This window comes from Maribacter confluentis (assembly GCF_030505015.1).
Lineage (GTDB): Bacteria > Bacteroidota > Bacteroidia > Flavobacteriales > Flavobacteriaceae > Maribacter > Maribacter sedimenticola.
The window spans coordinates 3345531-3369345 of the sequence record NZ_JAUKUC010000001.1 but is presented as its reverse complement, the minus strand read 5'-3'; the positions used below and the strand labels follow the sequence as shown (position 1 = coordinate 3369345).

Here is a 23815-nt window from a genome sequence, read left to right as displayed (position 1 = left end):
AAACCTTTTCTACCAACTTTATAAGTTAAATAGTGCAGGTTTGAAGGGTATTTATTGTGGGTTTAAAATTTTCTTTAAGACAGTTTTCTAAGCAATAAGCACTTTTTTAGGCGGTACTTTTTTCGCTTCTTCTTTTTTAGCTAGGTTAAAGCTTAAAATACCATCATTGTACTTTGCTTTAATAGCTTCTTGTTTTACACTATCGGGTAGCTGTAGTGACCGCTCAAAAGCGTTGTAACTAAACTCTCTACGTGTGTAATTATCATCTGTTTCTTCTTCTGAAGTCGACTTTTCAGCCTTAATATTCAAGCACCCATCATCAATGGTAACCTCAAAATCTTTTTTGCTAAAGCCTGGTGCAGCAAGTTCAATTTCAAAATTATTATCGGTTTCTTTAATGTTTAAAGCAGGCTCTGATCTCTTGCCGTTCCAAAAACTATCTGGTATCATATTTCTTACCCATTGGCGATTATCAAAAAAATCGTCCATGTCAAAAAAATCTTGTGTAATCAAATTCCCGAAAGGTCTTCTTTTAAATTTTACTAGTGACATATTAATTTATTTTAAGGTTATACATTAATTTATATACCAAAAATACACTCAGCTTTAAGCGTTCAAAATGATGTAGGTCAGTCAAGAAATTTTTTTACAGTTTCTTTTTAAATCCTATCTCATAATCAATAGAAAATAATTTATTGCATGGATTTAGTTAACACCTAACCTTACTATAATAGATAAGTAAATCTTAAAGTTCATTATAGCTTACAACAATTACCTCCATGATAAATATCATTTACAAAACCTCTTAAGTCTTATAGTTTTAGGTTCATTTATACATTTTTAATCAAATTTGACAACAAGAAATTAATAGTTAAAAAACACTTATGTGGACTTTTAAAAATTTTAATATTGCAGACTGGTTTTCATTTTATAGGGTAGCTGCAATACCTATTTTAATAATCCTTTTATGGTACAGTGAAAGAAAACTATTTACATGGTTTCTTCTAATAAGTTATAGTACCGATGCTATTGATGGGTATTTAGCCAGAAAACTAAAAATTACGAGCGAGAGAGGTTCGCAATTAGATTCGATAGGAGATCAATTAACCTTTATTATGGGTCTAATTGGCCTGTTAGTCTTTGAAGTTAACTTCATTAAAGAGAATGTGGTTTTGATATCAATAGCTCTTATACCTTATTTACTTCAAATGGCTATTGCATTCGTAAAATATGGCAAGGCTACCGCGTTTCACACTTATTTAGCGAAAATATCCGCTGTTGTACAGGCAGTATTTATTATCTGGTTTTTATTCTTTGGTCCTGTTTACTGGTTATTCTATTGTATGATCGTTATCGGACTTTTGGAAACCATTGAAGAAATTACCCTCATTTTTATGTACGATACTTGGGTGGCAGATGTAAAAAGTTTTCTTTACGCTTTAAACGATGAAAGAAGATTAAAAGACATAAAAACACCTAAATAATAAACCATAATATGCGATCCTATTCTTTATTTTCTATTGTTCTTTTATGTTTAGCGATATTAGGTATTGATATTTCTGCTTTCTACTGGTTACTTTCAATTACAAGACCAATTGAATCTGAAATTTTAAAAAATTTAATATATATTCTTTTCTGGGTTTTCACCATTGGTTTAATTACCTCAATTCTACTTCTCAAAATAAAACTAGAAATAGTTGCACCAGAACGTCAACAATTAATTATATCAAAATTATATGGTTTAACGGTATCTTCATTTATCCCCAAACTTATTTTCGTAATTGTTATTAGTCTACTCTACTATTCTAATTTTATGTTTTCACAAGAAGCATCATTAATTGTTATACCTGTTATAGGTCTTCTTTCAGGGTTTTTACCATTCTTCATAATTCTTTATGCCATTTTTAGTGCTGTTTACCGTTTTAAGGTTCATCATATAAATTTAAAATTAGAAACCTTACCTCAGCAGTTTAACGGTATTCGTATCGTTCACATATCTGACCTTCACTTAGGTAGTTTTAATTACAAGTATCATATTTTAGAACGTGCCATTAAAAAGATAAATGAACTCAATCCTGATTTAATTGTCTTTACAGGAGATTTAGTAAATAATTTTTCTTGGGAACTTAGAGGGTGGCACACGGTATTAAAAAAATTAAAGGCTAAAGATGGAAAATTTGCAGTGCTAGGAAATCACGATTATGGTGATTATAGTCAATGGGCAACGCCAGAAGAAAAGCGAAGAAATTTTAATGAAATACAAGAATTTTATATAAAAACAGACTTTACACTTTTACGAAACGAAGCAAAATTATTAGAAAAAGCTAATACCTCTTTGGCTATTATTGGTGTTGAAAACTGGGGGAATCCAGAATTTAAAAAATATGGTGATTTGCAAAAGGCAATGAAAAACGTAGATGGTGCTAACTTCAAAATACTTCTTTCTCATGACCCTACCCATTGGTCAGAAGAAGTTGCCCACCATACCAGTATCGACTTAACACTATCAGGACATACACATGGTATGCAAGCAGGAATCAACTTTAGAACAAAAAAATGGAGCCCTATAAAGTATAAATACAAACATTGGGCAGGTTTGTACAAAGAAAATAATCAGTATCTATATGTAACTCGTGGATTGGGATGGATGGGTTTTCCTGGTAGGTTGGGTATGAGACCCGAAATAACCCTTATCGAATTATATAAAAAGTGATAGTACGTACCATCTTTTTTGACGAGAATGATTATACAGTAAAAAATTCTATTACTAGTTCGAAACTTAAAAATCCAAATTTCAAAAATAATGTTTCACAATCTTATCTGATTCAAGCCATACTCAATTTCATGCTGAGAAATTTCTATAAAAAAGGTTTTAAGGCTTTCTTTTAGCCATATCAAGCCAATAACTAATACCCGCAGTAAAATAGAATGTGCTTTCTAAATCTTCAGAAATAACTGAATCTTCGGTTGTAATAGTTGCACTACTTTGAGGTATTGCTAAAATTGGATTCAATGAAAAAATGAATTGCTTATGATAATATTGTAATGGAAGGCTAAGTTCTAAATTTAAAATATTGAATTTAGTCGCTTCTGAGATTTCAACCGTAGTTGCAGAATTTAAATTTGTTGCTCCCAAACCTTGACCAGAGCCTCTACGATTACCCAACCTACTTGTTTTATAATACACCTCATAAAAGTTCTGAGATCCCGCATAAAGGCTTATTGTAGGATTTACTAAAAAATTACGGTCATTGGTGTAAAATATACGGTTGACCATTAACCCAACAAAAAAATCAGACGTGCCGCCATCATTGAAAAAGATATTGGTCATAAGAGTTGCTTCAAGTATTTTCAGATTATAACTCAAAAAGCCCGAAACATTGGCAAGCACCGCAGATTTTACATTATAACTTTCTTTATTAAAAAAATACGCGGTACCAGAAATTCTTCCACTTAATTGAAGGTCGCTAAAATCATATCCTAAACTGGGCATAAATAGGTCAACTCTATTGTCCTCTGACCCAACTAAATATGATGCTGAAATATCAACAAATATGCCCGATGCATTATAATAACCTATAGAAGGATATATATACGGTGCCGCTATTGAATCTCTCCTTCCCATAAATACAGCATCATTAATATAGCTAATATCCATTAAAAAATAAGATTCAATATCGTTAGAAATTTCTTTAGCTAATTCTCTATTATTCTGAGCTATTAAAATTATGGGCAAACCATAAATCAACAAAAAAGAGAGAATTTTAACGTTCATGATAAATTAGTATTGGTGTATTAAAATGTCTTTATTGACCCGATTTTTTACCCTTCTTTTTGGTAATAGGCTTTTTTACGCCAGATTTAATTGTATTTCTATTAATCATCTTATTTTTTTGAACCATCATTTTACGATGTTGATAAAGATTTTTGAACATGGCACCGTTCATATTCAAACATTCCCCTTCTTTAAGACGCAATTGTTCCCGCTTTTCATTTTGATAAGATCCATCTGGGTTTACTATGATACCGTCACCAAGATTTACTTGATTTTGAATTCGATTTTGCTCCTTGTTTCTAATTTGATAGGTTTCACCATCAATCTTCATTATTTGATATCTATTTTGATTACGTTCGTTAATTTGATCTTGATTTAACCCCGTATTTTCTCGCTTAACTTTATATCTATATTGGTATTCATTTCTATACTTGATACCATCATTATCTAAGCATTCACCATCTTTTAAAACTAATCTCTTGCGGTCTTTAGTCACATACGAACCGTCTGAGTTGACCACTGTACCATCATTTAAAATGATAGGTTCTTGCAAACGAATTTGATCACGATCGCGAATTTGAAGTACATCGCCATCTACCATCATGAGCCGGTCTTGATCACGATCTTGTACTTGATCTTGGGCAATAGTTATACTTGTTCCCAACATTGTAAATAATAGTAATAAGGATAAATTTTTCATTGTTATAGCTTTAATAAATTAAATTCCTTTAACAAATGTATTTTATCTAACAAATCATCGAAATGACTCAAGTCATTAAACCAGTTAAATAGAAAAATATGACTGTTTTTTACAGTTTATAATTTGCTTGATAAAACTGTGTATCCGTACCTAAAAAAATGATATTTGAGTTTAGAAACAACATAGCTATACCTCTTTTCCTTTGAGCATTTTGTGCCAATATAGATATGGAAGTATATATTTTTTAAGAATCCAAAGTCGCCAATGTTCTTTTGAAGAATCTTTAATGAGCATTCGTTTTAGCTTAGGATCTGGTGTAAATTTCTTGGTATAATCAAATTCAGCCAATACCATTTTGCCATAACCTGTAACAAAGGGGCATGAAGAATACCCATCATATTTTTTAGAGCTTAATTTACCGTTACCTATCAACGACAACATATTTTTTACCACGACCGGGGCCTGTTTACGTATTGCTGCACCGGTTTTAGATGTAGGCACATTGGTTACATCGCCTAAACCAAAAATATTCTTATACTTAGTATGCTGTAAGGAATATTGATTAACATCCATCCATCCAGAAGAATCTGCAAGTGGTGAATTTATTATAAAATCTGGAGCCGTATTTGGTGGTACAAGATGTAACATGTTGTATTTTATACCTACTAAACCATTCTCTTTTAAACTATCTAGCGTTATTGGATTATGCTCTTTAGATTGCGGACTTACCAAAAACCAAGCAATTTGTTTCTTACTTTCTATTTTTTTTAATTCGTATGAAAATTTAATATGTATACCTTTTTCATCTATTACTTTCATTAAAGTTTTAGCTATTTCAGGAACCGAAAATATAGCATCGCCGGAGGTTGCAAAAACAACTTTAGTCTTTTTCTTAACACCCATTTTTTTAAAATGATCATCGGCCAAGTACATAATCTTTTGAGGTGCGCCACCACATTTGTAAGGCTTAGGTGGTTGTGTAAACAATGCTGTACCACCTTTAAAGTTTTTAATAACTTGCCACGTATGGTTGGGGTTGGTATAGTTACTACATACTACCCCTTTATCAATAGCCTCTGATAAACCTTCTACTAAACTGGTATCTAGTTTAAGACCGGGTGCAACAATTAAATATTCATAAACCAATTTTCGGTTAGATTTTAATCCAAGGCTATTGTTCTCTGGATCAATAGAGTTGACACTGTCTTTAATCCAATCTGCATTGGTCGGAATAACTTTTGCCATTGGTCTTTTAGTATTATTATAATCATAAGTGCCTGCGCCCACCAAAGTCCAGGCGGGTTGGTACCAATGATCTTCACATGGTTCTATAATACCTACCTGCAACTTAGGGTTTTTACGTAATAAACTGCTTGCGGTCATTAAACCTGCCGTACCTCCCCCTATAATCAATATTTGATACCTTGATTTCATTTTGTTTGATTTTAATTAAAGCATGGTAGTTGGTTCATGATAATCGGATAGTTTAAATTTTCCCAACTCCTTTATTGCTTTTAGGCCGCCTTTAACATCTATTAAATTAGTATACCCCAATGATTTTAGAATTGACACAAAAACCATTGAACGATATCCGCTTCGACAATGAACATAGTATGTTTTGTTCTTATTTATTTTGGTCATACTATCATTTAAATAGTCAAGTGGAGCATTAATGGCTCCCTCAATATGTTCACTATTGTATTCACTTGCTCTACGTACATCTAATATATTTAAATCGGCATCTATCATTTTATGTGCAAGTGCTTTCACCTCTATAGTTGGTATGGTCTCTATTTTTTTACCGGCTTTTTTCCAAGCATTAATACCGCCTTTTAAATATCCTAAGGTGTTATCAAAACCTATTCGAGCCAAGCGAGTAACCACCTCTTCTTCCCTACCCTTTTCGGCAACTATCAATATTGGCTTTTTAACATCTACAATAGTTGTTCCTACCCAATTGGCAAAACTTCCGTCAATACCTATATTGTAAGAATCTGGAATATATTCTTTGGCAAAAACCTGAGCTTCTCTAGTATCTATAACAATTGCTGATTCATCTTTTAATAATGATTTAAATTCATTGACTTTTAATGGTTTAGTCCCTTTTTCGACAACTTCATCAATACTTTCGTACCCCTGTATATTCAACATCACATTCTGAGGAAAATAACCTGGGGGAGGTGTTAAACCAGTGAGAATGGCATCAATAAAATCTTCTTTGCTCATATCTTCTCTTAACGCATAATTGGTCTTTTTTTGATGACCTAATGTATCGGTAGTTTCATTGCTCATCATTTTACCACAAGCACTTCCGGCACCATGGCCAGGATATACGATTATATCATCTGGTAAGGGCATAATTTTAGTACGTAACGAATCGTACAAGTGCCCTGCCAATTTTTCTTGGGTCAGCTCAGCTATGACTTTTTGCGCTAAATCTGGTCTACCAACATCACCAATGAACAACGTGTCTCCGGTAAAAAGAGATGTTTCTTTGCCGTTTTCATCAATTAACAAATAACAACTACTCTCCATAGTATGACCAGGAGTATGTATTAATCTAATTTTTGAATTACCCAATTTAAATTCTTCCCCATCTTTACCAACAATAATATTATAGGTAGTTTTCATACTTGTTGGGCCATAAACGATATCTGCACCTGTTTTCTTTGCCAAATCAATATGACCTGAAACAAAATCTGCGTGAAAGTGGGTTTCAAAAACATATTTAATTTTTGCGTTGCGCTCTTTTGCCAATTTTATATATGGTTCAATTTCACGTAATGGGTCTATAATTGCAGCTTCGCCGTTACTTTCTATATAATATGCACCTTGCGCCAAACAGCCTGTATATATTTGTTCTACTTTCATGATTTTTAGTAGTTTTAGTTAACCTTAAATAGAGTTTAAAAAACTTGTAAACACTAAAATATTCTAGAATACAAAGCTGAAAAACAGTACTTTAAAACGAAATGACCTGCGTCAGTAATACTAAAATCAAGAAAAATGGTGTGGTTGAAAATTCTAGTCTTCCGTTGTAAAAATTATCATAGAGATGCATTTAGAAGAGGTTTCTTAACACGATTAATAGATGCAATAAGTATTGGAATTTTCGAATTACACTAACCCAAAATCTAAATAATAGAAAGAAGACGAAAACTATAATCTGAAGTAATCTATTAATTTTAAGTACTTTTTAATAGAATAAGCTCGCTAATATTAGACCTGTCTATAGCACCAATGATTTCACCATTTTCGGTAACCGGAAAGAAATTATTCTTTTCTTTTTGCATACGTTCCAAAACCTCGGTAATTGGGGTGTCTGCGTCAATAAAACCAACTGACTTATCTAGAATATCGCCCACTAAAAGAGATCTTGACTGTGCATTTTCTATATTTTTTTTCTGATATAGTACACCTTCTACTTGTTGATTATCGAAAACCACAAAATCCTTTTCAGAACTAGTTAAAACCAGTTCTATGACCTCTTCGAGTTTTGTAGTCAAATTCAATAAAGTAATATTGTTCAGTGTAGCTTCTTTTGCAGTATGCCCCTCTAAAATAGAATACTGCTTTACCATTAGATTTGCACCGTAGGCCCCGAAAAAAATAAAAAAAGCAATCAATACTAAAAACGGATTAAACAATAACCCAACAATAAAAAATAAAATGGCCAACCCCTGTGCAATACCCGAAGCAATATTCGTAGCTTCTACACGACTTAATTTAAAAGATAAAAGCGCTCTTGGACATAAAGGTATGACCTAGTTCATGGAGCACTACAAAGGCCATAAGGACCAAAATTAAACCTTGACTTATAATTACTTTTTCAAGGTTGCCACTATTTACAAACTCTACCAACCCAATCCATATGAGCAACAAGGCGAACGTCCAATGTATCTTAATTTTTATACAAAATCTTACCTAATTCCAAGAACCCATTCATATAAAGAATTTTAATGAATTTATTTTGTAAGCATTTGTTTAACAATGACTTTAGTCATTTGCAAAATTTTATCTAACTATTACATTTGGTTCTATCATAGCAATAAAAAGGACTAAAGATGAAAAAGATAATTACCCTTACCGTCAATCCCGCCATTGATAAAAGTACTACAGTGGCAGGTATAAAGCCGAATAGTAAACTTCGCTGTGCCGCACCGGTTTTTGAAGCTGGTGGTGGTGGCATTAATATTTCTCGTGTTATAAACGAACTTGGAGGTACATCGTTCTGTATGTATATGGCAGGTGGACCAACAGGAACCCAAATGCATGAATTACTTGTTGATTTAGAGATTGAACAACAGGTAATACCAATTGCAGGTTGGTTGCGTGAAAATCTATCAGTAACAGATACAACGAACAACCAACAGTTTAGATTTGGCATGCCCGGTCCTTTTGTGAACGAATACGAATGGAAAAATTCATTACGACAAGTAGAGTCGATAATAGCACCTGGTGATTTTTTGATAGCCAGCGGTAGTCTTTGCCCAGGAATGCCAAAAGATTATTTTGCCCAAGTCTCAAAAATAGCCCAAAATGAAAAAGCAAAATTTATTCTTGACACCTCAGGTGAAGCGCTTATAAATGGTGCGCAAGCAGGCACTTATTTATTAAAGCCCAATTTAGGGGAACTGGCAACGCTTTGCGGCGTAAAGAGTATTTCTTTTTTAGATGTAGAAGAGGTCGCCAAAGAATTTATTAGAAATAATACTTGTGAGATATTGGTAATCTCATTAGGCTCGCAAGGTGCTATTATGGTCACCAATGAAGAAGTCGAATATATTGCGGCCCCTATAGTGCATCAAAAAAGTACCATTGGTGCAGGAGATAGTATGGTTGCAGGTATGGTCTATGCCCTGGCACAAGGCAAACCTTTTACCGAAGTGGTTAAATTCGGTGTAGCCTGTGGCACAGCCGCTACAATGACAGAAGGTACACAGCTGTGCAAAAAAAATGATGTGGAAGAATTAAATTCATGGATCATGTCTAATACTACTATAAAGAATGACTTGAGCGTAAATGCTTAACAACAAAACATTTGAAATATCATATTATGGATTATTATTTTTTAACGCAACTAAAGAATTCAACATTTGCCAATGCACTACTAAAAACCAAAGAAGCACTACAAAAGGAAGGTTTTGGTGTACTTAATGAAATAGATATGAAAGCTACTCTTAAAAAGAAATTAGATGTAGACTTCCATAATTACCAAATATTAGGTGCTTGTAACCCTTCTTTGGCATATGAGGCATTAAAGGCAGAAGACAAAATTGGAACCATGCTACCCTGCAATGTTATTTTACAAGAAAAGGAGAAGAACTTTATAGAGATTGCCGCAGTAGACCCAGCGGCGTCCATGAAAGCCGTAGATAACGAAGCATTAATAAGAATAGCCGAAACCGTACGCGAAAAACTCAAGAAAGTAATAGAGAATATTTCTGTATGATAAATCTAAGTTCAAATGCTAGACAGATACTAAAAGCTCGTTATTTACGCAACACAGATGTAACCGAAACACCTACTGATCTTTTTGAAAGAGTTGCTCGACATATAGCGAGTGTTGAAAATGAGAACAAAGATTTATGGTTTGATCGATTCTATAAGGTAATGCGTAATCTTGAATTTCTACCTAATAGTCCTACACTTATGAACGCAGGTTTACCAAATGGTCAGCTAAGCGCTTGTTTTGTACTCCCAGTTGAAGATAATCTTAATGCCATATTCACCACTCTTAAAAATGCTGCATTAATTCATCATAATGGTGGTGGTACAGGCTATAATTTTTCAAAAATTAGACCGAAAGATGATTTTATATCTTCATCTGAAGGCTCTTCCGCCGGTCCTGTTTCTTTTATGAAAATATATGATACTGCAACCGAATATGTTAAACAAGCAGGTAAACGACGTGGCGCAAATATGGGCATCTTAAATATAAACCATTCTGATATTGAAGAATTTATATCCTCTAAATCTGATTTTAAAAGCTTACAGAACTTCAATATTTCAGTAGGTATAACCAATGATTTTATGTACGCCCTTGAAAATGACATAGATTGGCAATTGGTAAACCCACGCACAAATAAGGTTTCAAAAACCTTGAGTGCCAAAAAACTCTGGGACTCAATAATAGAACAAGCTTTAAAGACAGGCGATCCAGGACTTATTTTTTTAGATACGATTAATCAAAACAATCCACTAAATAAACTTGGTGAAATACAAAGTACCAACCCCTGTGGAGAAGTACCGTTATTCAATTACGAGAGTTGCAATCTTGGCTCTATCAACTTAAAAAAAATGGTAGTACAGAATTCAACCAATATTGAAATAGATTGGAAAAAGCTTGAAAGAACCATTACCACTGCTATTCGGATTTTAGACAACGTCATAAGTTGTAATTACTTTGTATTATCACAGATTCAAGAAATAACGCTCGCTAATAGAAAAATAGGGTTGGGCGTTATGGGTTGGGCAGAACTTTTGATTATGCTCGAGATACCATATGCTTCTAATAAAGCAGTAGAACTTGCCGAAACTGTAATGAAGTTTATTCATGAAAAAAGTTATAATGCCTCACAATTGTTAGCAAAGAAAAGAGGCTGCTTTCCTTCTTGGAAACAAAGTAGTTTTGCCCCTCATATGCTTTTGCGCAATGCCACGTGCAATAGTATAGCCCCAACAGGTAGTATCTCAATAATAGCAGACACCTCTTACGCAATTGAACCGCTTTATGCTTTGGCATATAAAAGAACTGGTATACTTGAGAATACCACCCAAATGGAGATAAATGCAACATTCGTTGACAAAATGAAATCTTTGGGGTTATGGTCAGAACAACTGCGTTCTGAAATTATAGAAAAGGGTAGTATTCAACATGTAAAAAATATACCAACACACCTAAAAAACCTTTTTAAAACAAGTCTGGAAATTTCATGGAAGTATCATTTATTACATCAAAGAGCTTTTCAAAGATATACCGATAATGCTGTATCAAAAACGATAAACTTACCGAATACTACCACGTTTGAAGAAGTATCTGAAATCTACAAAACTGCTTGGAAGTATAAATTGAAAGGAATTACAATTTACCGTAACGGTAGCAGAAATAATCAAATTTTACAACTATGCGGATATAATAAGGAAGATATATGCAATTAAATAAATCTATACCCAAGAACGAACGTGATACTTTTCAAAAAATACCGAAACAATTTATTTTTATAATCACTTTTCTTATATCCTTATATGTAACAAATGCTCAACATAATTACAGCAGTGAATTTTATAAAAAGGGAGGAAAAATTTTCTCATTAGGTTTCGAGCACGTATCTGGTTTTGATTCTTCTTTAGAATGTTATTCTCTAAGGGCCGGTTACGGTTCAATGCTATTAAAAAATTTGACAGTTTTTAGTTTTTTAGACCTCTCAACAACCAATGGTTTTCAAGTAATAAGATCAGATGAAAATTTACTAAAAATTAGACAAGAAAACTTTGGACTAGGCACTTCTTTTCTACTAAGGTGGTATCCTTTACATTTGGGAAAAATAAAGTTGTTAATTGATGTGGGCGGTGGTATACTTTATACGTTTAAAATATTTCCTTACCAGGGTACCAAACTTAATTTTACAGCAAGACCAGGTGTAGGTTTAGCCATACCTATTAAGGAAAACCAACAAATAGTTTTAGGTATAAACAGATTTCATTTGTCTAATGGGCTTGGCTACAATCATCCAACTAATCCAGCTTTTGATGGGTTAGGATTATTCGCATCATTTGTTTTACGAAAAAAATAATCAGCCTGACCAATATCATTTAATAAGCTAGTTAATAAAACTAATTTATTGGTAGTTAGCGTGAGAATTATAAATCAAAGAAATGAATCCATCAATCAATATTTGTCAAAGTTGTGGAATGCCCATGCATCACTTAATAGATTTTGGCACCAATAAAGATAGTACCGTAAACACCGACTACTGCCGATTCTGTTTTGTAAAAGGAAAATTTGTGGACCACGGTATTACACTTGAACAGAAAATAGAACAAAATATCGCATTTGCAGAAAAAAGAGGAATGCGAAAAGAAGATGCTACCATTATGGCACATAATACCCTACCCACTCTGAGAAGGTGGAAAGGTCAAAAACCTATGGAATAGTGAAAATATAACGGCACTATTTTTTATCTTTTACATCTATTAGGTGAAAAATAATAAAAAAAGATAACCTATAATTTATAGTTTCAATTACTCTTCTATTTTATAACTTCTAAGGTCTTAGGTATTCTTTATACTGCATCAATCCTTTGTTGACCATTTGAATTGCTGCAGCACTGGTCATGGTAGCTCCAGATATTCCATCAATAATTACACCGTCATCAATTCTACTATCCAAGTTTTTTTGCATCATAAACGTATCATCTTCTAAATTTATAACTGAACCTATAAATTCATCTTCAAAAGTAGAATGAGTCATTGCTGCCCCATACCCATCGCTTTCTGCAAAATGGTCAAATGCTATATTTTTAATTTCCAATGTATTTGTATCCAATGAAACTATCGCCCAGATTGGACCACCAAATCCTAGACCTTGTACAAGCAAAATTACATTGCTAGTATTCTTAACTTCAAAGATTGGAAAAGAGCTTGCCTTTTCTCGCTTAGTCATTTTCTTATAAAGTAGTACCGATTGTGTCATATCAATACTGACAACAACATTATTTAAATCTATCTTTTTAAAATTAAAAACATCATCAACTGTTAAGGAGTCTGAAAAAGTAATACCGATAAATTTGCCCAAATCAGTAATTACGGAAGGAACAGGCGTAATTGCTTTTTCTTGTGTTACACCAGTATTGTCTATTTCTTTTATAGCAGGTGATCGATCTTTACAGTTAAGCAAGAGAAAGCCAAGCAGAAGCATAATTATTTTAGTTCTCATTTCGTGAAGCTTTTAATTAGGAAAAAATAAAACACAGCAATTTTATATATAGAGCATTGTCATTAGAAGACAAAAAATAATTATATCGCATTATAATTAGGCTGGTTTTACATTACTTGTATTCTATTTTACGAATTTCCCAGCCATCACCTTCAATATGTAAAGCTACCAAGTCACCTACTAAACGCTTTGCCATAATTGGTGGTAATTTATATCTTCTTTTGGCCATTTGAATATTATGTCGTCTTTCAAAATATTCTTCAATATGACCAGAGGTATCCACCAATACATCAAAGAATTTTAAATCATAAATCTTTAGTTTAAACTCATTCTCACCCTTATATGCCTTATCAAATAAGACACCTGTGCTGTAACCATCTTTAAATGGATAAATATTTAAAAATTGTGGCTCTATAACAACTTTTCCATCTGTATCGATGAAACCAACAACGGTAATACCGTCCTCTACAGTTTTACTTATTAAGCATCTACCTTCTATAAACATAGGATAACGTATACCTGATAAATCTAATTTAGATGTATCCGCATTTTTATCCCAATAAATATCATCCCTAAAAGGTATTACCAAATCTCCCTTTTCATTTATAAAGCCCCACTGTTCTCCTCTTCTTATAGCTGCAAAACCTTCACTAAAAGGCGCAATTTCATCAATATGCCTTAAATCTTGTGCGCTTATCGTAGCCGGTATGAAAAACACTACTATAAAAATTGTTACTATAAAATATTTCATGATAATTGGTTTTTATGATTTAATAAAAGTATTCCGCCACAGAGCATTTAAAAATGATGCTGGTCATGTTAACATCGTTTTTATCTTCAATTGTACCAATGTAATTGAGTATAGGATGACTTACATCATTTTAATATGCTAGTTAACAAACTAGTTTTATGTACAAATTTCAAACTAAAAGGATGAAAACAGCAGGCTATATAATACTGGTTGTTCTATTGACCTCTTGCTCTTCAACAAGGTTTATTGATAGTTGGAAAAACAAGGGACTTACGGTCTTTAAACCCGAAAAAATGTTGATTATTGGTATGACGAATAACTTTACGGCTCGTAAAATTTTTGAGGAGAAAATGAAAAATGCCCTTTATCTTAGAGGTATAAATGCGATTGAAAGTAGTAAAGAAATCAGCTTGACATTTACCGATTCAAAAAAAACTGAATCAGAAATTGATGCCCTTAAAAAAGAGTTATTGAACAAGGGATTTGACGCTATTGCAATTACCGCAGTAGTAGGTATAGATGACAAACAAGATTATAACTCTGGTTATTATACTTTTGGCTATGAGTGGTATCGTTTTGGTCGATACTATTATCGTTTTCAAAATGTATACTACACACCTGAGTACTACTCAAACTACAAAATATTTCATATAGAAACTTCTATTTATGATATAAAGAGCATTGATGACAAATCATTAGTTTGGGTAGGTACATTTGATATTGTTGATCCAAATAACATAACTTCAACTATTGAAGATTACGTTAAAAGAATAATTCTTCAACTGGAAAAAGAAGGTATTATAAAATAAATGCCCGAGCCATTTCTAAAAAATAATATCAATTTAATTTTAAAATGAATTATGGATGATTGGCAAGGAATGGTAAATAATAGACAAATCTAATTTTATAATATACCGATTAACAATAAACTACCTTATTATTTACATAAACTTACTATTCCTTGTAAATAATGTTATTTTTTAAAACATCATGTTCAAATATATCATACTTTTTAAATCTTTGGGTAAACTATCTCGCAAATCTTCCATTTCACCCAATGAAATATATTTTCTAAGATATATAAAAGTTGTGTCTACATAGCGTTCTGCTATCTCATCGTTATATTCAAAGTCATTAGCTGCAGCCGGGTAATCATGTGACCGAACCAAATCTAAGAACTCTGCCATATTTTTGATTTTGGGCCTATTCTTCTTAATTGCCCAACCATTAACGTAGACCGCCTTAAGAAACATGGGTAATTGAGATATAAACTGTAATGACTCCTCTATTGGAATAATGTCTCTAAGTGCGTGCATAATTGCCGTAAAAATTCTTCCTGCTTTATCAGGGTCATTTGCCATATTCATTTCTTTGGAATAGTCCTTTAAAAAAGTAATACCCTCTGTTGCATATTTATTAAAGTTAAGTGCCATGATAGTATGTTTTTATAATGAAACATAAATTTTAAAATTTTAGTTAGGTAATGAAATGACACAGGTCATTTTAAGAAAAGAACAGTCTTAATATTTTTGAAGATAACCAAAAAATAAATCTATGACCGTCAATTTCCAATACATTCATATGCCTGAAAGCAACTCATTAAGTGAAATAGTAACCCGTAATCTTCAAAAACTTCAGCACAAATATCCGTTTATCATTCGAGCAGAAGTTTTTTTTAAACTAGGAAATAGTACAGATGGCAATGATAAAATCTGTGAAATTCAATTAAGTGCACCAGGTCCAAGAATTTTTGCAAAATCTAACGAAAACAATTTTGAAAAATCTGCCGCCAATACAGTAAGAGATCTAGAACGCCAATTAAGAAAACGCAAAGAGAAATTTGAACAAAGTAAAAAAGCCATTTAACATGAAAAAAATATTAGTCCCTGTAGATTTCTCAAAACATTCTGAATATGCATTACGTATTGCAGCTAAAATCGCTAAACAATTACAGGCAGAAATCATTGTACTGCATATGATGGGCATTTCTGAAGCAGTTCTTGCAAAAGATGAAGCCCAAGAATCTGAAGAAGCAAAGTATTACATGGACCTTGCCAGAAAACGTTTTAAGCCTTTTTTGAATCAAACCTATCTAAAACATATAAAAGTCAGAGAAATTATTCAAAATTATAAAGATTTTAAAGAGTTGAATACCGTGGCCCAAGAGCAGAATATTAACCTTATTGTAATGGGCTCCCATGGAACCAGTGGTCTAGGCGATGTATTTGTTGGATCCAACACTGAAAAAGTAGTAAGATCATCAGAAGTACCTGTTCTTGTAATTAAAACACCAAATTCCAATTTTAAAGTTGAAAACATATTATTCGCATGCGACTTCAAAGAAAGTTCCATTTTAGCCTATAAAAATGTAAGGGAGTTTGCGGCTAGTTTTTCTGCAAATTTAGATTTAATCTATATTAATACGCCATATTATGATTTTAACAGTACTAGTGAAATTGCAGAACGACTATCAAAATTCTTTTATAAGTCAAATACTAGTGAACAAGAAGTTACTATCTACAATGATTATAGTGTAGAGCACGGACTAATAAACTATTCCAAAAAAGGTAATTTCGATATTCTGGCCATACCAACAAGAGGTAGAAAACCTTTTGCCCATTTTCTTTTAGGTAGTAGAAGCATTGGAGAAGATATAGCCAACCATGCCAATTTGCCTGTATTAACTTTGAAATCTAAGTAGCTGTTGAGCAATACCAAGTTAAATAATCGTTATACCCACATTCTATTTTAATAACACATCGATTCTATTTAAAATCTTTTTTTCCGATTTATTCTTCTTCAACAACGAATTGGCAATTGCTTTAGTGGTTTTCTTAATCAATGATTTGATTTTTTTAGTAAAGACCTGTGGATTTTTTTCATAGAATTCTCTAAATTCTTCAAAACATTCATCGCTAGTTTTTTCATATTCTAAAAGCCAATCGAAAACAATTTCAATTTGATTTGCTAAATCAGCACCTTTACTATCTTTAAATTCATCGACCTTACGCCAATACTTTCTTACCATTTCTTCAACTTTATCCCATTCTTTTAAATAAACACTTCCATCACAGATAGCAACCGCGTAAAACAATTTGCCTAAGTTTTTATAAAGCTCATTCTTAATTTGATACCTATTTTCCATTTGCAGTAAATTATAGTTGAAAATTTTAAAAATAAAATGTACTAGCTAAAACATCAATGATTAAAATCATTGTTATTACCTATTATCATAAGTATTTTTCATGGAATGAAATGAAAAAGTAAGAACTATGAAAAAAATTTTGATTCCTACAGATTTTTCAAAGAATTCAAAAAATGCCATACGTTATGCACTTGATTTTCTTAAAGAAACTCCTTGCCAGTTCTATTTACTTTACGTCAACATTGATGGTTCAAAATTTACAGAAAAGCCTATTTATAAGTTTGGCACAAATATTCTAGTTGAATTAGAGCCGAAAGCCATAAATAAAAAATTAAAAAACTTAGAAAAGTTTATAATGGCAGTATCCTCAAAAAAAGAACATCATCATTTTACATCAATTTGCGAACAAGGCTATTTTTTATCTTCTGTTCAACGACATATTGAAGAAAAGAATATAGAGCTCATCATAATGGGTACCAAAGGCGCTTCTGAAATTAAAGAGTTTTTCATTGGTAGCCGTTCTGGCGATGTAATTACAAATGTAGAATGTGATGCACTCGTAGTTCCAGACAATACAAAATTCAAGGTCTTTGAACAAGTAGTATTACCAATTGATTTTATGATTACATATGATGATGCCACTTTACTAAAAATTTCAAAATATATAACTTCTAACAATGCACATATTAATTTATTATATGTTACCAAATCAAATATTCCGCTTTCAAGAAAGATAGAAGTACTTCAAAAACAATTTGCAAAGCGTCTCTCTTTAAAAATACCGAATAATGTCAGCTTTCACAGGATAGTGTCTAAAAAGATAGAACATGGAATTCAATCATTCTCAAAAAGCCTAAATGCAGATTTGATCATAATGATTTCAAAAGATTATAATCTATTACAAAAATTATTTTTCGATACCACGGTAGAAGAAGTGAGTTTTGAAACGAGCATTCCACTTCTATCGCTTCAAGGGTAAAACAAATTATATTTTCTCACATATTTCTAATGACCTATGTCATTGCAATGAAGTTATGAGAGAAATATTTTTAACTAATCATTAAAAAAATATGACCAAAGTTTTAGTTCCGACCCATTATTCTGCTGTTGCAATGCATGCCATAAAATATACACTTGAACTGTACAAATGGGAGCGTGCCAAGTTCCATTTTTGGTCATGCAGAACCTAACAAGATAATATTTAAATACACAGCTATGAAAAAAATTCTCTTGCCTACCGATTTCTCCAATAACTCGTGGAACGCAATTTGCTATGCCCTAGATTTTTTTAAAGATGAGAAATGTGAATTTCAAATTCTTCATACCTATACCCCTATTTTCTACCGAATAGATTATATAATTGGCGGGCCAACTTTTAGCGCTGTTCCTGACAAGGGTGTCAATATTGCTCAGGCAGGTCTAGATAAAATACTTATAGATATAAAACTAAAATATAATAACACCAAACATACCTTTAAAACCATATCAGCCTTTAATACTCTCACAAACGAGATCAAAGAACTTACCGAGACTAAAAAATTTGATTTTATAGTTATGGGTACACAAGGCGCAACCGGTGCAAAAGAAATTTTTCTGGGGACAAATACGATACATATAATGAGAAAATCTACAATTCCCGTATTGACCGTGCCTTCTGGCTATGAGTTTAAAGAAATAAAATCTATTGTTTTCCCAACGGATTATAGACAATCATATCAAAAGAAAAATTTACACATCTTATATACACTTGCAAATACGCTTAAAGCTCAATTAACCATATTACATATTAAAGAAGAGTATGATTTGAACGATGAACAGAAGATGAATAAAAAAGTTCTTGCCGATTATTTCAAAAAGCTTGAGCCAAGTTTTGTTGAGGAAAGAGGAAAATTAATGCCACAAGCAATTCATGAATATATTGAAGAAAACAAACCTGATCTATTGGTAATGATGAATAGAAAACATTCTTTTTTGGAAAGGCTTAGAGAAAAATCAAATGTAGACGCGATAGGGTTACATATTGCAGTTCCTTTTATGACAATACCCGAAAGTCAGCAAGTACCCGTTAAAAAAATAGATAAAGAAAGAAATTCTGTAACGGTATAACTTTTAAAATATAAACATATAAAAACTAATGGGTCTCACTGAATATAACGATAGAAAAGAATCATAAAACCTTAATCATAATAAAATGTCACAAGAGGTAGTATTGAGCATTGATATAGGTGGAACACTTACCAAGGTAGGTCTTGTAAATAGAGAAGGTAAGGTTTTGGATAAAATTGTATTTAAGACCGATGCTCAACATCAGTTCTCAAATTTTATGGATAAATTAAAATTAGAAGTAGATACATTGATAATTAAATGGATTGATGTTATACACATACTTTCTATAGGTGTTGGGGCCCCAAATGCCAATTCGTACACGGGGCAAATAGAAAATCCACCAAACTTAAAATGGGGAGGTATTACACCTATAAAAAAAATTATTGAGCAAACATTCGATCTACCAGTTTCGTTAGCTAATGATGCAAATGCAGCGGCTCTTGGAGAAATGCTTTATGGAACTGCAAAAGGAATGAAAAATTTTGTAGCGCTAACATTAGGTACGGGTCTTGGAAGCGGAATTATTGTAAACGGTAAACTATTGATTGGAGAACATGGTACTGCAGGTGAAATAGGCCACGTAAATGTTGACCCTGCCGGAAGGATGTGTAATTGTGGATTACAAGGTTGTTTAGAAACGTATGCATCGGTAACCGGTATTAAAAGAACCGTTTTTGAATTAATGGCAGATAGGTGTGAAGATTCACCTTTAAGAAAAATAAATTTTGAGGAAATGACGGGAACGGATATTTCCGATGCTGCACTAAAGGGAGATGTAATTGCATTGACAGCTTTTGAAAAAACGGGTGAAATTCTAGGAAGCAAAATGGCCGATACCGTTGCCCATTTAGACCCAGAGGCTTTTATATTGTCTGGAGGGTTGAGCAAAGCTGGCGATATTCTTCTAAAGCCGATAATAAGACATATGCAAAAACGTCTTTTTAATGCATATAAAGGTAAAATCGAGGTACTATTATCGAATGCAACCAGTGAAGAAGCAGTTTTAGGACCAGCAGCTCTAGCATGGTTAGAATTAGACCATTTGACTCATGCATAATAATGATAATAAAATGAATGATTCAATTACATCCAGATATAAATAACTGCACTCTATAAAAAACATACTGATACCAACAGATTTCTCTGAAAATGCATGGAATGCACTTATTTATGAAGTAAAAAAATAATAAAGATAAGTATTCATTTTACTTAATTTCCAAAGGAATATGTTTAAAAAATTTCCTATTCATTTCATATTCTAAAAGCAAAAAAAAGAAATAGCCGTTCAATATTTTGTTGAAAGTTGCATTGGATATATTTGTAACGGCCGCAAAAAACTTAAATATTATACACCGTATTCTGATTAGAACTAAAGCTGTAAAAAATAGTTGCCATACTACTATTCGTTTTTGGTAATTCAAGAGTAGAATATCCACCTAAAAATCATTTTTCACGCTGCTGAAAGTCTATTTAATTAATTAGAATATGTTCATATAGTACATTTATTATAAACAAACCCTAAACAGTAAATTAAACATAAGGTGTTTGCATTTCCAATGTAATAAGCACTATAATTATAAGGGTGTTTGTTCTTTTTATTTAAATGATTAATTACAAATGTATTTGAACTGACCAAAATCATGGTCAAAGAAATACCTCTATTCTAATTTTATGTCTAATTATAAATTATATAGACATGTCACGAATTCTTTTACCAACTGATTTCTCACAAAATTCAATTGAAGCAATTCATTATGCATTAAATATTTATAAAAATATTAAAGTGACCTTCTATTTACTTCATACCTACACTCCACCTATTTATCAAACAGAATACATTATTGGTAGTCCTGGTCAAATTGGTTTAGGTGATGTTTTTCAAGAAAATAGCATGACACAATTAGAAAAATTAAAAGATTTACTAGAACATCAATATCAAAACCCTAACCATACTTTTATTGTTCATTCTGCTTTTAACACACTTATAAGTGAAGTTTTAGAAACCGTGACCGCGGAAAATATTGATGTTATAATAATGGGAACAAAAGGTGTTACCGGTGCCAATGATATTTTATTTGGCACACATACGGTTCACGTAATTAAAAAAGCAAATTGCCCCGTAATTGCCGTTCCGCCAAATTTTGAATATGAAGCTCCTTTAGAAATATTGTTTCCTACTGATTATGAAATTGAATATAAAAAAGAAAATATGAAAAGTTTGTTGGCAATAACCACCCAACACAAATCAAGAATAAACGTAATGCATGTACGAACAGGGTATGACCTCACTGAAGTTCAGCAAAAGAACAAAGTAATGCTTGAAACAATACTAGGGAAATATGCATTGTCACATGAATTACCCGACAATGGTATAATAGAGGCAATTAATGCATTTCAGGTTAAGTATAAAATAAACCTACTTGTAATGGTCAAGAACAAACACACATTTTTAGAGCGATTATTTATTGAACCAATAATAAAAAAAATAGGATTACATATTAATGTTCCCTTTATGGTACTCCCACAAAATTAATTATATGATTATGAAAAATATACTGGTTGCCACAGATTTTTCTAATAACGCATACTGTGCACTTTTCTATGTTACAAAATTATTGGCATCAGAACCATGTAATTTCTATCTACTAAATGTGTTTAATGAACTGACACCTTTACTACGAAAAAAAACGAAATTACTGGTTGGTAAAAAGCTTTTAAAAAAATTACAAATAGAATCTGAAGAAAATTTAACCAGCACAATGCATAAAATTGTTTTGGACAATGAAAACCCGCAACATCAGTTTCATACCCTATCAAAAAAAGGAATTCTAACAAAAATCATTTTAAATACCCTTGATACAAACCATTTTGATCTAATTGTAATGGGCAATAAAGGTCTTAATGAATCTGCTGATGTTTTCTTTGGCAGCAATACTATACAAGTTGCCAACAAAATTAACGAATGCCCCATACTTGCCATTCCAGGGGAAATGGAATACAAAGAACCGAAAGAAATTGCTTTCATTACAGATTTCAAAAATGGTTGTACAAAAAATACGATAGAACCATTGTTATCAATAGCCTCAATTACAAGTGCACAGATTAGGGTATTGCATATTACAGAAGAAGAAATATTAAATACTCAACAAGAGTCAAACAGAAAATTATTAGATATCTGTTTGAAGGATATTGACCATACTTTTTATTGGAGGCAATTATTCGGCGATAAGGCAATAGTTATTCATGAATTTATCGAAAAACTAAATATTGACCTGTACGCAATGGTTAACCGCCCTCATAACATTTTCGAAAAATTAACTCATGAACCAGTGATAAAAGATGTTAGTTTGTATGCTAAAACTCCTTTTTTAATACTACCATCACGAGACTGATTAGAATAATAATAAAACCATTCATTAAAAAATAATTTTATGAAACCCTTAAAAAATAAGCAATGGACAAAAGAATTTTAATACCTACCGATTTTTCTAAAAATGCGCTTAACGCAATTAGGTATGCGCTTAATCTTTATAAAGAGATTAAATGTGAGTTTTACTTTTTAAACGTTTTCAGGCTATATAGTTACAATACTGATAATCTATATATTCCTGAACCTGGTAGTGGTCAATATGAAGCTGCAAAGAAAAATTCAGAAGAAGAATTTATTAAACTGTTAGATATATTAGAATTACATCATGACAATTCTAAACATGTGTATCACACTATTTCTACTTATAACTTTTTATCTGAAGCCTTAAGTCAAACGATTGCAGAAAAAGATATTGATTTGGTGGTCATGGGTACTCAAGGTACTACTGGTGCCACCGGTGTCATTTTTGGAACCAATACTGTACAAACTATGGAAAAAATAAGGGAATGCCCCGTTTTGGCTATTCCTGAAACTATTCGTTTTTCCTCATTAAAAGAAATCGTATTTCCAACAGATTATATGTCTGTATTCAAACGTAAGGAATTAAAATACTTAATTGAAATCTCTAAACTACACAACGTTAGTATTAAGATTTTATATATCGCTAAAAATTCTGAATTGAATGAAAAACAAATAAATAATCAGAAATTACTTGAAGCAATTTTAAGTGATGTAAGTTATAGTTTTCATACGCTATCCAAAAAAAATGTAGCAGATGGTATTACAACATTTGTAGAAAGTAGAAATAGCGATATGATCGCCTTTATAAATAAAAAACACGTATTCTTTAATAATATATTTTCTAAACCATTAGTCAAAGAAATTGGATATAAGGCTACCATACCTATTTTGGCATTGCACTAAAGCGATTTAGAAATTTAATAGGAATATAAAATAAAGCTCATAATAAAGCATATCATCCTATAAAACTAAATTTTCAGAAAAAGAAAGATAGCATAAACCATAATAA

The 23815-nt window shown here is 32.0% G+C and carries 27 protein-coding genes; 17 read left to right on the top strand and 10 right to left on the bottom strand.

The genetic code is table 11. The features are described from left to right. Positions 1 to 87: 87 nt before the first annotated feature. Positions 88 to 552 (bottom strand): Hsp20/alpha crystallin family protein, encoded by a 465-nt coding sequence (locus Q2T41_RS14645; RefSeq protein WP_304436675.1) that lies wholly within the window; start codon positions 550 to 552, stop codon positions 88 to 90. A gap of 332 nt (positions 553 to 884) precedes the next feature. On the opposite strand from Q2T41_RS14645, the gene Q2T41_RS14640 reads away from it, so the two are divergent. Both Q2T41_RS14640 and Q2T41_RS14635 read left to right on the top strand, forming a co-directional pair. Then, the gene (locus Q2T41_RS14640; protein ID WP_304436674.1) at positions 885 to 1484 is read left to right on the top strand and encodes a CDP-alcohol phosphatidyltransferase family protein; all 600 of its coding nucleotides are present in this window, start codon (positions 885 to 887) and stop codon (positions 1482 to 1484) included. Between the two features lie 11 nt (positions 1485 to 1495). Continuing rightward, complete coding sequence (locus Q2T41_RS14635) at positions 1496 to 2713, top strand: metallophosphoesterase (protein WP_304436673.1); 1218 nt, start codon at positions 1496 to 1498, stop codon at positions 2711 to 2713. A 159-nt stretch (positions 2714 to 2872) separates the two neighbouring features. On the opposite strand, the gene Q2T41_RS14630 is transcribed toward Q2T41_RS14635, so the two are convergent. From Q2T41_RS14630 to Q2T41_RS14610, 5 genes are all read right to left on the bottom strand, one after another. Then, on the bottom strand, positions 2873 to 3775 hold the full coding sequence (locus tag Q2T41_RS14630) for a hypothetical protein (RefSeq protein ID WP_304436672.1): 903 nt from the start codon (positions 3773 to 3775) through the stop codon (positions 2873 to 2875). Between the two features lie 31 nt (positions 3776 to 3806). Continuing rightward, positions 3807 to 4442 carry a DUF6799 domain-containing protein gene (locus Q2T41_RS14625; protein ID WP_304436671.1) on the bottom strand — a complete coding sequence of 212 codons (636 nt, stop codon included), beginning with the start codon at positions 4440 to 4442 and terminating at the stop codon, positions 3807 to 3809. Positions 4443 to 4661: 219 nt separating this feature from the next. Further along, positions 4662 to 5909: an NAD(P)/FAD-dependent oxidoreductase gene (locus Q2T41_RS14620; RefSeq protein ID WP_304436670.1), complete on the bottom strand. Its 1248-nt coding sequence runs from the start codon at positions 5907 to 5909 to the stop codon at positions 4662 to 4664. Between the two features lie 15 nt (positions 5910 to 5924). Beyond that, positions 5925 to 7346, bottom strand: coding sequence for an MBL fold metallo-hydrolase (locus Q2T41_RS14615; RefSeq protein ID WP_304436669.1), 1422 nt, complete (start codon positions 7344 to 7346; stop codon positions 5925 to 5927). A 314-nt stretch (positions 7347 to 7660) separates the two neighbouring features. Further along, on the bottom strand, positions 7661 to 8056 hold the full coding sequence (locus Q2T41_RS14610) for a CBS domain-containing protein (RefSeq protein ID WP_304436668.1): 396 nt from the start codon (positions 8054 to 8056) through the stop codon (positions 7661 to 7663). A 229-nt stretch (positions 8057 to 8285) separates the two neighbouring features. Here Q2T41_RS14610 and Q2T41_RS14605 point away from each other — a divergent pair, with 229 nt between their 5' ends. The 6 genes from Q2T41_RS14605 (at position 8286) to Q2T41_RS14580 (ending at position 12632) form a co-directional block, all read left to right on the top strand. Then, the gene (locus Q2T41_RS14605) at positions 8286 to 8435 is read left to right on the top strand and encodes a hypothetical protein (protein WP_304436667.1); all 150 of its coding nucleotides are present in this window, start codon (positions 8286 to 8288) and stop codon (positions 8433 to 8435) included. 104 nt (positions 8436 to 8539) lie between these two features. Continuing rightward, a complete protein-coding gene (locus Q2T41_RS14600; protein ID WP_304436666.1) occupies positions 8540 to 9505 on the top strand; it encodes a 1-phosphofructokinase family hexose kinase in 966 nt (321 codons plus the stop codon). 26 nt (positions 9506 to 9531) lie between these two features. Beyond that, on the top strand, positions 9532 to 9927 hold the full coding sequence (locus tag Q2T41_RS14595) for a DUF302 domain-containing protein (RefSeq protein WP_304437457.1): 396 nt from the start codon (positions 9532 to 9534) through the stop codon (positions 9925 to 9927). Next, positions 9924 to 11636, top strand: a complete 1713-nt coding sequence (locus Q2T41_RS14590) for an adenosylcobalamin-dependent ribonucleoside-diphosphate reductase (RefSeq protein ID WP_304436665.1) — start codon at positions 9924 to 9926, stop codon at positions 11634 to 11636. The genes Q2T41_RS14595 and Q2T41_RS14590 overlap by 4 nt, the downstream gene beginning before the upstream one ends. Further along, positions 11627 to 12271 carry a hypothetical protein gene (locus Q2T41_RS14585; protein WP_304436664.1) on the top strand — a complete coding sequence of 215 codons (645 nt, stop codon included), beginning with the start codon at positions 11627 to 11629 and terminating at the stop codon, positions 12269 to 12271. Before Q2T41_RS14590 ends, Q2T41_RS14585 begins: the two co-directional genes overlap by 10 nt. 82 nt (positions 12272 to 12353) lie before the next feature. Then, on the top strand, positions 12354 to 12632 hold the full coding sequence (locus tag Q2T41_RS14580) for a zinc ribbon domain-containing protein (protein ID WP_304436663.1): 279 nt from the start codon (positions 12354 to 12356) through the stop codon (positions 12630 to 12632). Between the two features lie 109 nt (positions 12633 to 12741). On the opposite strand, the gene Q2T41_RS14575 is transcribed toward Q2T41_RS14580, so the two are convergent. Continuing rightward, complete coding sequence (locus Q2T41_RS14575) at positions 12742 to 13413, bottom strand: FMN-binding protein (protein ID WP_304436662.1); 672 nt, start codon at positions 13411 to 13413, stop codon at positions 12742 to 12744. Between the two features lie 112 nt (positions 13414 to 13525). After that, on the bottom strand, positions 13526 to 14164 hold the full coding sequence (locus Q2T41_RS14570; RefSeq protein WP_304436661.1) for a WG repeat-containing protein: 639 nt from the start codon (positions 14162 to 14164) through the stop codon (positions 13526 to 13528). A gap of 218 nt (positions 14165 to 14382) precedes the next feature. On the opposite strand from Q2T41_RS14570, the gene Q2T41_RS14565 reads away from it, so the two are divergent. Next, entirely contained in the window at positions 14383 to 14973 is a 591-nt protein-coding gene (locus Q2T41_RS14565) for a hypothetical protein (protein WP_304436660.1), read from the top strand. Between the two features lie 171 nt (positions 14974 to 15144). Here Q2T41_RS14565 and Q2T41_RS14560 read toward each other — a convergent pair whose 3' ends face one another. Next, complete coding sequence (locus tag Q2T41_RS14560) at positions 15145 to 15597, bottom strand: DUF2267 domain-containing protein (protein ID WP_304436659.1); 453 nt, start codon at positions 15595 to 15597, stop codon at positions 15145 to 15147. Positions 15598 to 15718: 121 nt separating this feature from the next. Between Q2T41_RS14560 and Q2T41_RS14555 the strand changes: the two genes are divergently transcribed. Together Q2T41_RS14555 and Q2T41_RS14550 are read left to right on the top strand one after the other, a co-directional pair. After that, on the top strand, positions 15719 to 16030 hold the full coding sequence (locus Q2T41_RS14555) for an HPF/RaiA family ribosome-associated protein (RefSeq protein WP_304436658.1): 312 nt from the start codon (positions 15719 to 15721) through the stop codon (positions 16028 to 16030). A 1-nt stretch (position 16031) separates the two neighbouring features. Further along, positions 16032 to 16865: a universal stress protein gene (locus Q2T41_RS14550; protein WP_304436657.1), complete on the top strand. Its 834-nt coding sequence runs from the start codon at positions 16032 to 16034 to the stop codon at positions 16863 to 16865. A 42-nt stretch (positions 16866 to 16907) separates the two neighbouring features. On the opposite strand, the gene Q2T41_RS14545 is transcribed toward Q2T41_RS14550, so the two are convergent. Next, positions 16908 to 17309, bottom strand: a complete 402-nt coding sequence (locus Q2T41_RS14545) for a hypothetical protein (protein WP_304436656.1) — start codon at positions 17307 to 17309, stop codon at positions 16908 to 16910. A gap of 127 nt (positions 17310 to 17436) precedes the next feature. On the opposite strand from Q2T41_RS14545, the gene Q2T41_RS14540 reads away from it, so the two are divergent. From Q2T41_RS14540 to Q2T41_RS14515, 6 genes are all read left to right on the top strand, one after another. Next, positions 17437 to 18288, top strand: a complete 852-nt coding sequence (locus Q2T41_RS14540) for a universal stress protein (protein ID WP_304436655.1) — start codon at positions 17437 to 17439, stop codon at positions 18286 to 18288. 236 nt (positions 18289 to 18524) lie between these two features. Further along, positions 18525 to 19415, top strand: a complete 891-nt coding sequence (locus Q2T41_RS14535) for a universal stress protein (protein ID WP_304436654.1) — start codon at positions 18525 to 18527, stop codon at positions 19413 to 19415. Positions 19416 to 19500: 85 nt separating this feature from the next. Continuing rightward, positions 19501 to 20472, top strand: coding sequence for an ROK family protein (locus tag Q2T41_RS14530; RefSeq protein WP_304436653.1), 972 nt, complete (start codon positions 19501 to 19503; stop codon positions 20470 to 20472). Positions 20473 to 21111: 639 nt separating this feature from the next. Next, the gene (locus Q2T41_RS14525) at positions 21112 to 21948 is read left to right on the top strand and encodes a universal stress protein (protein WP_304436652.1); all 837 of its coding nucleotides are present in this window, start codon (positions 21112 to 21114) and stop codon (positions 21946 to 21948) included. Positions 21949 to 21958: 10 nt separating this feature from the next. Next, the gene (locus Q2T41_RS14520) at positions 21959 to 22807 is read left to right on the top strand and encodes a universal stress protein (RefSeq protein WP_304436651.1); all 849 of its coding nucleotides are present in this window, start codon (positions 21959 to 21961) and stop codon (positions 22805 to 22807) included. Between the two features lie 62 nt (positions 22808 to 22869). Then, positions 22870 to 23709, top strand: a complete 840-nt coding sequence (locus Q2T41_RS14515; RefSeq protein WP_304436650.1) for a universal stress protein — start codon at positions 22870 to 22872, stop codon at positions 23707 to 23709. Positions 23710 to 23815 lie beyond the last annotated feature (106 nt).